This is a genomic window from Lactobacillus sp. M0396 (genome assembly GCF_016101625.1).
GTDB classification, from domain to species: domain Bacteria; phylum Bacillota; class Bacilli; order Lactobacillales; family Lactobacillaceae; genus Lactobacillus; species Lactobacillus huangpiensis.
Genome location: NZ_JACFQE010000001.1, coordinates 170,734 through 184,878, shown reverse-complemented (window position 1 = coordinate 184,878; position 14,145 = coordinate 170,734). Strand labels below are relative to the sequence as shown.

Genomic DNA, 14,145 nt, shown 5'->3' with positions numbered 1-14,145 from the left:
TAAAAAAAGTACCAGTTAAGCGAGTGCTGGGAGTGTGAGAGCATCTGGGAAAAGGCACCTCTAGCTAAATTAATTAAGAGCAGGAATTTATTTCCTGAATTAGGGTGGAACCGCGACTAAATCTCGTCCCTATGCATGTTTTGCATAGGCTTTTTTTATGGTCTTATGCAGGAAGGAAATAAAAATGGCACAGAAAAAATTAAATATTCAAGATATGATTTTTAAACTAGAGAAATTTTGGTCTTCGAAAGGATGCATGGTAATGCCTTCTTATGATGTTGAAAAGGGAGCAGGAACTATGAGTCCATACACCTTTTTGCGAGCTGTTGGCCCGGAACCATGGGCAGCTTGCTATGTAGAACCCTCAAGGCGTCCGGCTGATGGTAGGTATGGAGATAACCCTAATCGCTTGTTTCAGCACCATCAATTTCAAGTTGTAATTAAACCTGCTCCAGAAAAGATCCAGCAATATTATCTGGATAGTTTGAAAGAATTAGGAATAAATCCATTGGAACACGATATTCGCTTTGTCGAAGACAACTGGGAAAATCCTTCAATGGGCTGCGCTGGAGTTGGCTGGGAAGTATGGCTTGACGGTATGGAAGTAAGTCAGTTTACTTACTTTCAAACTGTTGGTGAACTTGATGTTAAGCCAACAATGAGTGAAATTACCTATGGGGTTGAACGACTGGCTTCCTATATTCAAGATGTTAATTCTGTTTTCGATCTTGAATGGGGTGATGGCGTTTTATACAGTGACATTTTTAAAGAAGCTGAATATGAAAACTCTAAATATGCCTTTGATGAATCTAATCAAGAAGATCTATTAAAATTTTTTGACGTATACGAAAGAACAGCTCAAGAATTAATTGGGTTGAATTTAGTACAACCAGCTTATGACTATATTTTGAAATGTTCCCATACATTTAATTTGCTTGATGCTCGAGGAGCTGTGTCGGTTACTGAACGAGCAGGATATTTAGCTAGAATTAGGAAATTAGCACATGAGGTAGCTGTATGTTTTGTAGAAGAGCGTGAAAAAAGGGGTTTTCCTTTATTGAAAAGTGCAGAAGATAAGAAGGCGGGACTTGAAAATGGCTAAAGATTATTTATTTGAAATTGGCATTGAAGAAATGCCAGCTCATGTGGTGGGAAAGAGCGTTAAGCAATTAGCTGAAAGAACCGAAAAATTTCTGAAAGAAAATAAACTTAAATTTAAGTGTATTAAAACCTTCTCTACGCCTCGGAGATTAACAGTTCTAGTAGAAGAGCTTTCTGAAAAGCAAGCTGATATTGATGAAATTAAAAAAGGACCTGCCAAAAAAATTGCTTTGGATCAGGATAAAAATTGGACTAAAGCTGCTCAAGGATTTGCCCGTGGTCAGGGAATGACTACTGATGATATTTACTTTGAAGAATTAAAAGGTACCGAATATGCTTATGTGCATGTCCAAAAAGAAGGTAAAAAAACAACTGATATTCTTTTAGGAATGAGCGACATCGTCAAAGCTATGACTTTTCCAACCAAGATGCGGTGGGACTCTCATGATTTTGAATTTGTTCGTCCTATTCATTGGCTGGTATCACTTTATGGTAACGAAGTAGTGCCTGTCAAAATCCTCGATATTACGGCGGGAAGAAAGACAGAAGGTCATCGTTTCCTAGGCGATAGTGTGGTTTTGGCTAATAGCAGCGACTACGAAGACGCCTTAAAAGATCAATTTGTAATTGCTGATGCAACAAAACGTCGCAAAATGATAGTTGACCAAATGAATAAGTTAGTAAAAAAGAATAATTGGCAAATTAAGCCTGATAAAAGTTTACTTGAAGAAGTAACAAATCTAGTTGAATATCCTACAGTTTTCACTGGTTCTTTTGACAAAAAGTATTTGGAAATGCCTAAAGAAGTATTAATAACTTCCATGAAAGATAATCAACGTTATTTTGAAGTTTATGATCAAAATGGCAACTTGATTAATCATTTCGTAGCTGTACGTAATGGTAATAAAGATTACTTGGAAAATGTTGTTTCAGGAAATGAAAAAGTTCTAGTAGCACGTCTGGATGATGCACAATTCTTTTATGATGAGGACCGTAAATATCCTCTGAGCCATTTTGTTCAAAAACTTGATAACGTTTCGTTTCACGATAAAATTGGATCAATGTATGAAAAAATGAGGCGTGTCCGTATTATAGGTGATTTTTTAGCTAACAAATGGCAACTTGATGAACAGGTTGTTAAAGACTTTGACCGTGCCAGCGAATTGTACAAGTTTGATTTAGTTACTCAAATGGTGGGAGAATTTGCTGAACTTCAAGGAGTGATGGGCAGACACTACGCAAAATTAGCCGGTGAAAAAGATGATGTTGCTGATGCTATTGAAGAGCATTATATGCCGACTACTTCTGAAGGCGAATTGCCTAATACAACAGTGGGTTCATTATTATCTGTTGCTGATAAATTAGATACAATTATTACTTTCTTTGCTGTTGGCATGATTCCTAGTTCATCAAATGATCCATATGCTCTTCGTCGTTATGCCTATGGCATTGTCCGGATTTTATTAAATCAAAAATGGTCATTACCATTTAATGAAATGCTACCGGAAATTGTTTCAGCTCTTGAAAATAAGACACCAGCTAAACTGCCTAAAAAAGCTGAACAGGAAGAGGAAATTTCATCCTTTATTCGTGATCGCATTAAACAGTATTTACAGAAAAATAACTATAAATATGACATCATTGATGCGGTTCTGGCTTCAAGTCAACAAGATCCCATTCAAATTTTGGCTGCAGCAAAAGTTTTGCAATTACACCATGATGATGATAAATTCAAGCCAGTTGTTGAAAGCTTAATCAGAATAAACAATATTTTGCAAAAAGCTAAGTACAAGGGGCAGAATGTTGTAAAACGAGAAATGTTTGAAAATAATACTGAAACTGAACTTGCTGATGGTGTAAAGAAATTAAGTAAAGTTGATAATCTCGCAGAACTATATGATAGTTTTGTGAAGCTACAACCTGTCATTGACGTTTACTTTGACACAAATATGATAATGGATAAGAATGAGGCTATTAAAAATAACCGCTTGGCGCAGCTTAACGAAGTAGCTCAACTTGCAAAACGACTTGGCGATCTAAGCAAATTAGTTATTAAATAAGAGTAGGTGGAAAGATGGCTGGTCTTATACCTGAAGAAACAATTGCTAAAGTTCGTAATAATGTGAATATTGTCAATGTCATAAGTCAGTACGTTTCACTTGAAAAGAAAGGCAAAGACTATGTCGGTCTCTGTCCTTTTCATGAAGAAAAAACTCCTTCATTTACTGTTAGCGAAGGAAAACAGTTTTTCAAGTGCTTTGGTTGCGGAAAAGGTGGCAATGTTTTTTCGTTCCTCATGTATAAGGAAAATTTAACCTTTCCGGAAAGTGTTCAAAAAGTAGCAGATTTTGCTCATATTGACATTGGAGAATATTCCAGTCAAAAGCCTAAATTTTCGAATGTTCTCATCAAGATAAATGAAGAAGCAGCTGACTTTTATCATCGAGTATTAGTTTCTACTAATGCGGGAAAGCCCGGGTATAACTATGCAAAAAAGCGTGGTCTTGAGCATGACATTATTAGTCACTTTCGAATTGGTTATGCTCCCAAACAAAACAATTTACTCTTGACTTATCTGAGAGAAAAAGATTTTAAAGATGAGGACTTGGTAAAAAGTGGTTTGTTTGTTCAATCTCAAAATGGAGAATTATTTGATCGCTTTAGGGAACGACTAATGTTTCCGCTTAGTAATGAAGGGGACTATGTGGTCGGGTTTTCTGGAAGAAGACTTTCTAATGATAAAACTGAAGCCAAATATATTAATAGTCCTGAGACCGAAGTATTTACTAAATCAAAGACTCTGTTCCATTTTGCTGAAGCAAAAAAGGCAGTCCGAAGTGAAAATCATTTGATTTTGTATGAAGGATACATGGATGTAATTGCAGCATATAAAGCCGGAATAAAGTCTGGCATTGCTTCAATGGGAACCAGTTTGACAGATCAACAAGTATATATGTTACGCAGGATTACTAAAAATATCATTATCAATTATGACGGCGATGATCCGGGAGTACATGCAGAAGAACGGGCAACAAGAATGTTCAACCAAATTGGAGGCTTTAACTTAGGAATTGTTGTTTTGCCTGAAAAACTTGACCCTGATGAATTTGTAAAAAAATATGGTATTGAAAAATACAAGGATGAAGTAAAAGGTGCTTTGACGCCAACAGATTTTTTCTTGAAAAGGTTAAAACAGAAATATAATCTCGCAAATGACAGGGAAAAATTAGCGTACTTAGATGATGCCATGAAAGAAATAGCTCAGTTGTCTAATCCAGTTGAACAAGATTTATATTTAAACAAAATCGCCAAGGAACAAGGTGTGGCACAAGATTCACTTAAAGTAAACTTGACAAAATACCGCAGGCAGCAAAATCAAGCAAAGAGACACCAAGGTTATCCTGAACAAGAACAAGGTAAGTCCTATAATTATTCAAATCCACCAATAGATAACGCTCAAAAGCAGGAAGTCAATGATCCTATTCAAACACGATTATTATATTTATTTATTCATTCAAAGCATGCTCAAGAATATTTACTAGCCCATCAATTTTTATTTCCAGATTCAAAATATCAAAGATTAGCGGAATTATGGTTAAATTTTAGTGAAAATCAAGAAAATCCAACAGTTAATAGTTTTTTAGATTTTATTCCCAGCGAACTTCAAGGTATAATAGTTAATGCTGAAATGACAAACATGCCCCAGGATTTTTCAGACCGCGAAATTGATGAGCAAATAAACGCATTAAATATGCGCAAAATTAATATTAAACTGCAACATTTAATGAATGATTTACAAGACGCAAAACGCAAAACTGACACAGACGAAATATTAGATATTACTCGCAAAATTTTGCAGTTAAAAAGAATTCAGGGTTAAAGGGGGGCTTATTGTGGCAGATAAGGAACAAGCAGCTAACAACGAAAAATTATCTTTAGACAAGATGGTTAAAAAGGTTGTTAAAGATGTTAAAAAAGATAAATCTATTACGGAAAAGGAATTTGTTGCTCAATTGATTAAGCCCTATAAACTACAGGGAAAAGCAGTCGATCAATTAGTTCAAGAATTTGAGGATAACGGCATCAGTATTGTTGATGAAAAAGGGAATCCCTCGAGATTAGCCTTGAAAAAGCAAAAAGATGTTGAAAAAGCTGAATTAAAAGATATGTCAGCACCTTCAAGCGTAAGGATGAATGATCCGGTCAGAATGTATCTGAAAGAAATCGGTCGGGTACCCTTACTGAATGCAGATCAGGAAATTTCTTTGGCAAAAAGGATTGAAAAAGGTGATGAAGAAGCTAAACAGGAGCTGGCAGAAGCCAACTTGCGTTTAGTTGTTTCTATTGCTAAACGTTATGTAGGCCGTGGTATGTCATTTCTTGATTTGATTCAAGAAGGAAATATGGGTCTGATGAAGGCCGTGGATAAATTTGATTACAGCCTAGGTTTCAAGTTCTCAACTTATGCAACTTGGTGGATCAGGCAGGCAATAACTCGTGCGATCGCCGACCAAGCTAGAACTATCAGAATTCCAGTTCACATGGTCGAAACTATTAATAAGTTAATCAGAATCCAAAGACAATTACTGCAAGACTTAGGTCGTGAACCGACTCCAGAAGAAATCGGGGCAGAAATGGACATGCCTACTTCTAAAGTTCGTGACATTTTAAAGATAGCTCAAGAGCCGGTATCCTTAGAAACTCCAATTGGGGAAGAAGATGATTCTCATCTTGGAGATTTCATTAAGGATAAAGATGCAACTAGTCCAGAACAACATGCTTCTTATGAAATGCTGAAAGAGCAATTAGAAGAAGTGCTTGACACCTTAACAGACCGTGAAGAAAATGTTCTTCGCTTACGTTTTGGACTTGATGATGGTCGAACTAGAACACTTGAGGAAGTTGGCAAAGTGTTTGGAGTTACCCGAGAACGTATTCGCCAAATTGAAGCTAAAGCTTTACGTAAATTACGGCATCCAAGCAGATCAAATCAATTACGTGATTTCTTAGATTAATAAGATAAAAAAAGCATGATTTTTTTAAATCATGCTTTTTTATTATGGCTCTTTGTCAAATCCTGTTGATAGAGCTTAAATGAATAGAATCAAGCAGCTAAAAAACTGCTTGGTTCTTTTTCTTTTACCTTGTTTTCTGCTAATCTAATCCTGGTTAGCAGATTGTGGAAGTTGGCGTAGCCAAAAGCTGTGCGCTCAATTTGTTTAATCTTGCGATTGAAGCCCTCTAAGCAGCCGTTGGAATAATTCAATGTTATCCCGTTAATTACTGCTTTCAGGTTATGCTTAAAAGTTAACAGGGTTTGATGCATTTGCCAGCCAACTTCTTCTTTAGCATGAATCACTTCTTTAATTGCCAGCGGATCTTTGGCAGCCAAAGCATCATAAAATGCCTGCAGCAGGTTGTAGGCATTAGTAAGCTCCGTGCTGCAGGCGATGCCTTCGTTGACTATCTGCTCTTGCGTCAGATTGTCTTTGTAGTGCCAATTGTAATGCGGATGAATTTTGTCGAGTGCCTGGTACTTCTTGAGATACAGTTTCCACGGTGCTTTAAGCAGTTGGTATTCTCTGCTGGTCTTTTTGAATTTCTTCATGACCTGCACGCGCAGGGAGTTGAAGGAACGCGTAAGCATTTGTACCATGTGAAAGCGATCAAGCACAAGCTCAGCGTTGGGAAAGCATGCTCGTACAATGTCTTGATAGTAAAAATTCAGGTCCAGAGAAACTGTTTTGACGCCTTGCAAAGCCGCTGGCGCAAACTTTTTGAAGTAGGCAATAATTGCTTTTTTATAGCGTGTTCGGAGAATCTGAACCACCTCGTGTTTGTCGGCATCAAGACAAATAAAATGCAAGGTGCGGTCAACGCCTTTAAACTCGTCGAAGGCCAGATGCTCCGGCAAATAATCATAGCTGCTACTAAACTGATGCGAGCAAGAGCCCAGCACTCTTTGCACCGTATTGACAGAAACATTGTTTTCCCGGGCAATGCTGGTCATTGAGCGGTCTTCTGTTAAAGCACTGAGAATTTTGAGCTTAGAATGCTGGGAAATACAGCAGTATTTGCCTGCCAGGTCAGATTGAGCCATTGAGCGTTTATTGCAGGTGCGACACCAGACTCTCTGCTTAAAAAGTCTAATAATGACTGGCTGACCGGCATTGGCAGCAGGATAGCGGATTTCGGTTTTCAAACGGCCATTGTGTCCGCATCCTGTGAGCCACAAAAGGGACATTTGGGCTGCAATAAGACAGCTTGGTAAACCTTCTGCTTATAGCCGTTAGCCAAACGGAAGAAATAATCTTCAAAAACAATGTTTTGATCTTTAATATCAAGAGCAAATTTAATATAATTATTAAAAGAGGACATAATTCAAACCTTCTATAAAATATTGGGTGAAGTTAATATTTTATTACAAGAAGCAAGAGGAAGATGTCCTCCTTTTTTATGCAATAAAAAACCTATTAACAGCTTACCACATGGATAAGTCATCAACAGGATAAATTATAGAGCCTTTATTATTCGAAAGATAATCCATAAACACCATGATTATCTGCTAATTTATTTTGTTCCAAATTATATTCGATAACACTTTTTCGCTTACTTGATAATAAGAAGAAAGCAAAAGCCAAATAGATCAAAGTGGTAATAAAGAGATATTCCCAGTCAAAGATATGGGGTACTGTCATAACTGTTGAACCAGTAGCTAGGAAGGCTAGTATATCATAAACTGCATGATAGCCCAAATTAACCAAAAAAGAACCTGTATATAAATAAACTGCAGCAAAAACAATACCTGCGGCAAACGCATTAATCATTTGTAAAATCGTGGCAGAGAGTGGTTGCATTAGGGCGTTAGTAAGATGAATTGAACCGAAAAGCAAACCATCCAGTAATACTGCCAATAAAACTTGATTCTTAGAATTTTTAAATATTTTGAGTAATATACTTAAAACACAAAAACGCATTAACCATTCTTCAGCTACACCAGCTTCTATGCCCTGACAAATATACTGAGTTACGTGTTTTGTTGTTATATAAAAATCCCAGCGTGTTAGCAATTGTCCTAAATTATCTGCATCATTAAAAGCATTAATTAGGCAGTCAGCAATAATAAAAATAAATATAACTGCAAGAACTGAATACTTAGCTCTTGGACTTATTCTCAAACTCGGATTTTGATAATGCCAGCTTTTCATTACAACAATTGATGAAATCACAAAACAAATGCTACCTGTGATTCCTGTGGTGTTGAGAACTTGAAGCCAAGAATGGCTATCCATAGTTAAAATTTCAGGTAGCGAAACAATCAAACTTGCAAACAACAATAAAGTTATGATCTGGCCAATCGGATTCTTTATTTTGCCCCATGCCAGTTCCGCCATTGGAAGAAGCATAATGAGTTCATACAGGGTAAGGAGAATTAATAAAAAGATCACATTCTTATTATTAAAAACTTTGATAAATGCTGCTCCCAAACTGAGTAGTGCAAAAAAGCACAATAATATATTGACGGACTGAAAATAATGATTAAATTGAACTAACTTTCTTTCAGGATGTTTTTCGCATAAAAGGGTTAGTTGCAATAGAACCAGTATGAATAAAACCGGCAGAACTACTACTGCTCCAAGTCTACTCTTGGTTAGGGGGTTGATTCTGAAAAATAGCACAAGTGCCACAATAAGCAAATTTCTTGAATTATTATTTGTCCGAGGTGCCATCGTCTAATTAATTTATCAGAAAGCATTCCAAAAACTCCTTAAAATAATTCGTCCCGCTTACCGTCTAAGATATGCTCATCAATGTTTTCATTAAAATATACTAGCAAGTCGCGGTCAAAATTATATGCCAATTTATGGTGGAAAAGTTCTTCTTTAGTCATCCACGTCAATTCGCCTTCTCTGGAAGCTTTGACTGTGCCAGTAAATTCAGTTGCTATATAAAAAAGAACAAGATAACGGTGATCGTTTTCGTCGTAAAATTGCTTAATACCACATAAGCGTGGATTTTCAATGTCTAAATTTGTCTCTTCTTTAACTTCCCGCACTACTGAATCATAAAAAGATTCATGACCTTCAACATGGCCACCTGGAAAAGTTAATCCCGGCCAGTAGGGATCATTACGATTCAAGACTAAGATATTATCATCTTTTTTAATCATGCACATATTTGTCAGAGTAACAGGTTCAGTTCTATCCATTAAAACAATTCTCTTTCATTTAATTCATATGTTCAATTATAAAATAGGAATTTAGAAAGAAAAAGGAAATTTTTCTCACTTTTTTGCCGGCAAATTAAAATTATACTAGGGATTTTGTGGCATTTATTAATTTGTTCCATTATACTTGTAATACTGTTTTAAGTTTTAGAAGGATAACATGGCTATCAAATATGCAAAGAAATGGAAACTTTTTCTTTTTCTAATTATTTCAATTCTTGATTCATTTCAGTCAGTATTTTTAGCTTGTCTATTAAAAGTATTCATTTCCTTTGCTCAAAAGCCTACGGAAAATTTGCTCGGATTAACTTTATTCGCCATTAGCGGATTAATTATTTTCAGCATAATTGGAATACTTTTTCAGTATTCCTTTTTAAATTTGATCCATGATATTAACATCAAAATCAAAGAGATAGCAACTGATCATATCGTTAATATTAATGATCAAGCTAATCTTGATACGTCATTTATGACTAACGACCTTAAACAAATTGAGACTAGTAAAGTTGTTGCCGAATTAAAAATTTTTAATTACATCTTAAAATTTTTGACTGCTATTATCACTGCAGTGATTACATCTTGGTTTATTTCTTTGGTCTTTTTTATTGCAGCAATAATTCCAGCCTTAGTTCAAAATTTTGCCGGTAAAAAAATTTCTGCTAATTCTAAAAAATGGGAAAGGGCAAATAGTAATTATACCGCTACCGTTACGGAAACGATTAACGGCACAACCATTTTTTCTTTATATAATTCAGAAAATTCTATTGCTAAGCGCTTAATAAAAAGCGCTCGCAAAATGGAGGACGCCTTACAATCAACGAATTTATCCAAGGGCATTGCAAACGAATTAACCTCTTTTGCCGCATATTGTTTTGGCATGATTATTCCATTTAGTGTTGGAGTTTATTTGATAACTATAGGAAATATTACTTTGAGTACTTTTATGATGATTGTGCAGCTATCGAATAATTTCGTGAATCCGATAGTTAATATTTTTATGTGTGCTAATGATATTAAAACGACTACTCCCATTTGGACTAAATTTATAAAAATACAAAAGTATAAAAAACCAAAACAAACAAGCGATAATGGTTTTACCCCAGTTTTCAATAATTTGAGTTTAACTAATGCCTCAATCCATTTTGATAACCAAACTATTTTTAAAAAAGTAAATTTGGTAATCAAACAGGGGAAAAAAATATTATTATAGGCTCCTTCAGGTTGGGGAAAATCAACTTTGCTCAAAGTCTTGATAGGAAAATATAAGCTGAATTTAGGCTCTTACCTGATAAATGGAGAAAAGGCTAGTGGTAATTGGAATAAAGACCATGAACTCTTTGCTTTAATCAATCAACAACCTTTTATTTTAAATGACACGATTGAATACAATATACCTTAGGACAAAAGGCTACCAAACAAGAACTGAATAGGGCCGTTTCTAAAGCAGGCCTAGAAGAACTGGTAAGAAAAAAAGGATATCAGTATCAAGTTGGTCTTGGAGGCAAAAATTTGTCAGGAGGACAAAATCAGCGCATAGAAATTGCCCGCGCATTACTCAAGAAAAGGCAAATTTTGTTAGCAGACGAAGCTACTTCCTCATTGGACACAAAATTATCTCGAAGAATTCACGCTACTTTTTTAAAAAAATTTTCCGGAACAGTAATCGAGGTTGCTCATCATATATCTACAGATGAAGCAAGCATGTTTGATCGTAAGATCGATTTAGAAGCTAATAAAAAAAGTATTTAAAATCGTTATTTTATCTTTATCTAATAAAAATTCATTATGCTAAAATTTTATTATGAAGAAAGTAGGATATAAATGAACTTAAGATTGAACTCATTGGCACAAATGGTTGACCAGAGTGCACGCATTGCAGATATTGGTACAGATCATGCCTATTTACCAATTCAACTAGTGAAAGAAAATAAGATTCAGTTTGCTATTGCTAGTGATGTTGCAGCTGGACCATTGGAGAATGCGAAAAAAGACATAGCAGCTGCTGGTTTAGATGGGAATATTGAAACTAGGCTTGGGGCAGGACTTGATACTATTAATTCTGCTGATCAAATTGATACAGTAATTATTGCCGGAATGGGCGGCAAGTTAATAACGCAGATTTTAAATGATGCTTGGCTAAAAGATTCTATTTTCAAAACTTTAATCCTTGAGCCAAATATAGGTGAGCCCGGTGTCCGAAACTGGTTAATGAATCATAATTATCAAATAAAAAGAGAAAAAATTATTGCTGAAGCAGGACACACATACGAACTAATTAAGGCAGAAAAAACTAATAAAATTGTCAAATTGACAGAAAAAGAATTATTTTTTGGTCCAGAAATCTTAACAGAAAAAAATGAAGTTTTTTATCAAAAATGGCGAGGTCAACTTGCATATCACAAGAAATTACTGCTTAATTTAAATAAGGCTAAAGAAAAAGATTTGGTCTATATGCACAAAATTGAGTCAGAAATAAAAATGATCGAGGAAGAAATAAATGACTAAAGTAGAAGATATAATAGCTGTTTTACAGCAACATTTTCCAGAAGAAATAGCTAGTAAGGGTGATCCAGTTGGTCTTCAAATCGGCTCGATGAAGCAAAAAGTGACCAAGGTTCTAACTACCTTAGATGTCAGACCGCAGGTAGTTGACGAAGCAATACAAAAACGGGCAAATTTAATCATTAGTCATCATCCGTTAATGTTTCGTCCAGCTCAAAATCTTGATTTTGCTAATCCCCAATATGCGATGTATGGCAAAATTATTGCTCATGGAATTACCGTCTATTCTATTCATACTAATTCTGATAAAGCAGAAGATGGGTCAAGCGACTGGCAAGCTGAAGAACTGGGATTAAAAGATGTTGAACCATTTTGTCCTGATGAAGATGGCATAGCTATAGGGCGTAAGGGTAGACTAGCCCAGCCACTTTCTGCTAGAGAATTTGCTTATTATGTCAAAGACAAAATGCACGTAAAGATGGTAAGATTAATTACTGCTGATAATGAGCAACTGATTTCTTCTGTCTGCTTTATTTGTGGTGACGGCGGAAAATATTGGCATCAAGCAGTAGAAGAAAAAATAGATGCATTTATCACAGGCGATGTATACTACCATACGGGACATGATATGATTTCAGCAGGTTTGACAGTAGTTGATCCAGGACACTATACTGAAAAAATATTTAAACAAAAAATTTTTCAAAAGTTGCTTAAATGGAACAAAGAAAATTCATGGGAGGTTGATGTCACAGAATCAAAGGTTTCTACAAACCCATTTCAAGATTTATTTTAATTAAGGAGAGACAATGAAATATCCAAATTTATTACCTAGATTTTTAAAATATGTCAAAGTTAATTCACGCTCTGATGAGCACTCTGATCGTTTTCCTTCGACAAAGCGACAAGAAATTTTTCAAAAAGAATATATTCTGCCTGACCTGGAAAAATTGGGTTTATCTGATGTGCATTATAATCAAAAATCAGGCTGCGTCATTGCTGAAATACCGGCAAATGTTGATTATGATGTTCCAGTAATGGGACTTTTAGCTCATTGTGATACTGCTGATTTTAATGCTGAAAATGTCAGACCACAGGTTCACAAGAATTATGATGGGAAATCTAAAATTCAGTTGGGTGATTCACAGTTTTATTTAGATCCTGCCGAATTTCCAAATTTGAAAAAATATGCGGGACAAACTATTATTACAGCTTCCGGAGACACACTTCTTGGCGGCGATGATAAGTGTGGAGTAGCAGAGCTTGTTACTGTAGCAGAATACTTATTAGATCATCCAGAAATAAAACACGGTAAAATTCGCTTTGGCTTTACTCCTGATGAAGAGATTGGAATGGGCGCACAGCATTTTGATATTGATGAATTTGGAGCGGACTTCGCTTTTACAGTTGATGGTGGTGCTCCGGGTAAGTTAGATTGGGGTACCTTTTCTGCTGCAACCTTTACCCTTGATATTCAAGGGGTTAATGTTCATCCATCTGTGGCAAAAGATCAAATGATTAATGCAATTCAGATTGGTATTAACTTTCAAAATCAGCTTCCGCAAAATGAGGTTCCTGAAAAAACAGCTGGACGAGAAGGATTTTACCATTTAACCCATTTTGCTGGTACGGTTGACAATGCGCAAATGGAATACATTGTTCGTGACTTTGAAAGAGACGGTCTTGAAAATCGCAAAAATAAGGTTAAAACAATCGTTAACCAAATGAATAAGGAATTTGGCACCGAAAGAATTAAACTCGAAATGAGGGATCAGTATTATAACATGGCCGATGTGCTAAAAGACCATATGGAAATTGTTAACTTAGCTAGAAAAGCATATGAGGCTGAAGGACTTACGATCAACGAGGACCCTGTCAGAGGTGGCACTGATGGTTCACTTTTAACTTACAGAGGTCTACCTTGTCCAGATCTTTTTTCCGGACAAGAAAATATGCACGGACGCTTTGAATATACCGTGCTTGAATCTATGGCGAAAGCAGTAGATGTAATGATTAAAATGATAGAGTTGAATGCAAATAGCAATAAATAGTGAAACAAAAACGACTGTTTTTATTATTTCTTATTAAAATAATTAAAAGCTTAAATCTTGTTCTGATGGAGAAAATTTAACTTCTAAAAAGTTAGTAAAATTATGCACAATTAATAGAAATTTAAATTTAGGTACATAGGATCATTATCAAAAATGGTTTTATGTGCCTTTTTTCTTTTTAAAATTTTATATTGTTAATTTGTGGAACACTTAAATTTTTCTAAGACAAAAGGCAAAAGACTCCTTGCAAAAGTTGATTATTTATTT

At 35.4% G+C, this 14,145-nt stretch carries 12 protein-coding genes and 1 pseudogene; 10 read left to right on the top strand and 3 right to left on the bottom strand.

Annotated features, from left to right (window positions below):
* The first annotated feature begins 184 nt into the window (after positions 1 to 184).
* The 4 genes from glyQ to rpoD are packed head-to-tail and all read left to right on the top strand — an operon-like array spanning position 185 to position 6,116.
* Complete coding sequence (gene glyQ / locus H3T43_RS00860; RefSeq protein WP_034979786.1) at positions 185 to 1,102, top strand: glycine--tRNA ligase subunit alpha; 918 nt, start codon at positions 185 to 187, stop codon at positions 1,100 to 1,102.
* Entirely contained in the window at positions 1,095 to 3,161 is a 2,067-nt protein-coding gene (glyS, locus tag H3T43_RS00855) for a glycine--tRNA ligase subunit beta (protein WP_198211868.1), read from the top strand. The genes glyQ and glyS overlap by 8 nt, the downstream gene beginning before the upstream one ends.
* A gap of 14 nt (positions 3,162 to 3,175) precedes the next feature.
* On the top strand, positions 3,176 to 4,981 hold the full coding sequence (gene dnaG, locus H3T43_RS00850; RefSeq protein ID WP_198211867.1) for a DNA primase: 1,806 nt from the start codon (positions 3,176 to 3,178) through the stop codon (positions 4,979 to 4,981).
* 13 nt (positions 4,982 to 4,994) lie between these two features.
* Positions 4,995 to 6,116, top strand: coding sequence for an RNA polymerase sigma factor RpoD (gene rpoD / locus H3T43_RS00845; protein WP_045928115.1), 1,122 nt, complete (start codon positions 4,995 to 4,997; stop codon positions 6,114 to 6,116).
* Positions 6,117 to 6,205: 89 nt separating this feature from the next.
* On the opposite strand, the pseudogene H3T43_RS00840 reads toward rpoD, so the two are convergent.
* The 3 genes and pseudogenes from H3T43_RS00840 to H3T43_RS00830 form a co-directional block, all read right to left on the bottom strand.
* A pseudogene (locus H3T43_RS00840) lies at positions 6,206 to 7,479 on the bottom strand (ISL3 family transposase).
* 149 nt (positions 7,480 to 7,628) lie between these two features.
* The gene (locus tag H3T43_RS09570) at positions 7,629 to 8,789 is read right to left on the bottom strand and encodes a CPBP family intramembrane glutamic endopeptidase (protein ID WP_198211865.1); all 1,161 of its coding nucleotides are present in this window, start codon (positions 8,787 to 8,789) and stop codon (positions 7,629 to 7,631) included.
* 80 nt (positions 8,790 to 8,869) lie between these two features.
* Positions 8,870 to 9,310, bottom strand: a complete 441-nt coding sequence (locus tag H3T43_RS00830; protein WP_198211863.1) for an 8-oxo-dGTP diphosphatase — start codon at positions 9,308 to 9,310, stop codon at positions 8,870 to 8,872.
* 178 nt (positions 9,311 to 9,488) lie between these two features.
* Between H3T43_RS00830 and H3T43_RS00825 the strand changes: the two genes are divergently transcribed.
* The 6 genes from H3T43_RS00825 (at position 9,489) to pepT (ending at position 13,878) form a co-directional block, all read left to right on the top strand.
* Positions 9,489 to 10,538, top strand: coding sequence for an ABC transporter ATP-binding protein (locus H3T43_RS00825; protein WP_198211861.1), 1,050 nt, complete (start codon positions 9,489 to 9,491; stop codon positions 10,536 to 10,538).
* Between the two features lie 27 nt (positions 10,539 to 10,565).
* Positions 10,566 to 10,727, top strand: a complete 162-nt coding sequence (locus H3T43_RS09505) for a hypothetical protein (RefSeq protein WP_198211860.1) — start codon at positions 10,566 to 10,568, stop codon at positions 10,725 to 10,727.
* Positions 10,712 to 11,077 carry an ABC transporter ATP-binding protein gene (locus tag H3T43_RS09500; protein WP_198212343.1) on the top strand — a complete coding sequence of 122 codons (366 nt, stop codon included), beginning with the start codon at positions 10,712 to 10,714 and terminating at the stop codon, positions 11,075 to 11,077. Before H3T43_RS09505 ends, H3T43_RS09500 begins: the two co-directional genes overlap by 16 nt.
* Before the next feature lie 72 nt (positions 11,078 to 11,149).
* Complete coding sequence (locus H3T43_RS00810; RefSeq protein ID WP_034979800.1) at positions 11,150 to 11,833, top strand: class I SAM-dependent methyltransferase; 684 nt, start codon at positions 11,150 to 11,152, stop codon at positions 11,831 to 11,833.
* Positions 11,826 to 12,623, top strand: a complete 798-nt coding sequence (locus H3T43_RS00805) for a Nif3-like dinuclear metal center hexameric protein (RefSeq protein ID WP_198211857.1) — start codon at positions 11,826 to 11,828, stop codon at positions 12,621 to 12,623. The genes H3T43_RS00810 and H3T43_RS00805 overlap by 8 nt, the downstream gene beginning before the upstream one ends.
* A gap of 13 nt (positions 12,624 to 12,636) precedes the next feature.
* A complete protein-coding gene (gene pepT / locus H3T43_RS00800; RefSeq protein WP_198211850.1) occupies positions 12,637 to 13,878 on the top strand; it encodes a peptidase T in 1,242 nt (413 codons plus the stop codon).
* Positions 13,879 to 14,145 lie beyond the last annotated feature (267 nt).

Coding starts and splice junctions, on each gene's coding strand:
- glyQ (WP_034979786.1), top strand. CDS start 185: ATGGCACAGAAAAAATTAAATATTCAAGATATGATTTTTAAACTAGAG.
- glyS (WP_198211868.1), top strand. CDS start 1,095: ATGGCTAAAGATTATTTATTTGAAATTGGCATTGAAGAAATGCCAGCT.
- dnaG (WP_198211867.1), top strand. CDS start 3,176: ATGGCTGGTCTTATACCTGAAGAAACAATTGCTAAAGTTCGTAATAAT.
- H3T43_RS00830 (WP_198211863.1), bottom strand. CDS start 9,310: ATGGATAGAACTGAACCTGTTACTCTGACAAATATGTGCATGATTAAA.
- H3T43_RS00825 (WP_198211861.1), top strand. CDS start 9,489: ATGGCTATCAAATATGCAAAGAAATGGAAACTTTTTCTTTTTCTAATT.
- H3T43_RS00810 (WP_034979800.1), top strand. CDS start 11,150: ATGAACTTAAGATTGAACTCATTGGCACAAATGGTTGACCAGAGTGCA.
- H3T43_RS00805 (WP_198211857.1), top strand. CDS start 11,826: ATGACTAAAGTAGAAGATATAATAGCTGTTTTACAGCAACATTTTCCA.
- pepT (WP_198211850.1), top strand. CDS start 12,637: ATGAAATATCCAAATTTATTACCTAGATTTTTAAAATATGTCAAAGTT.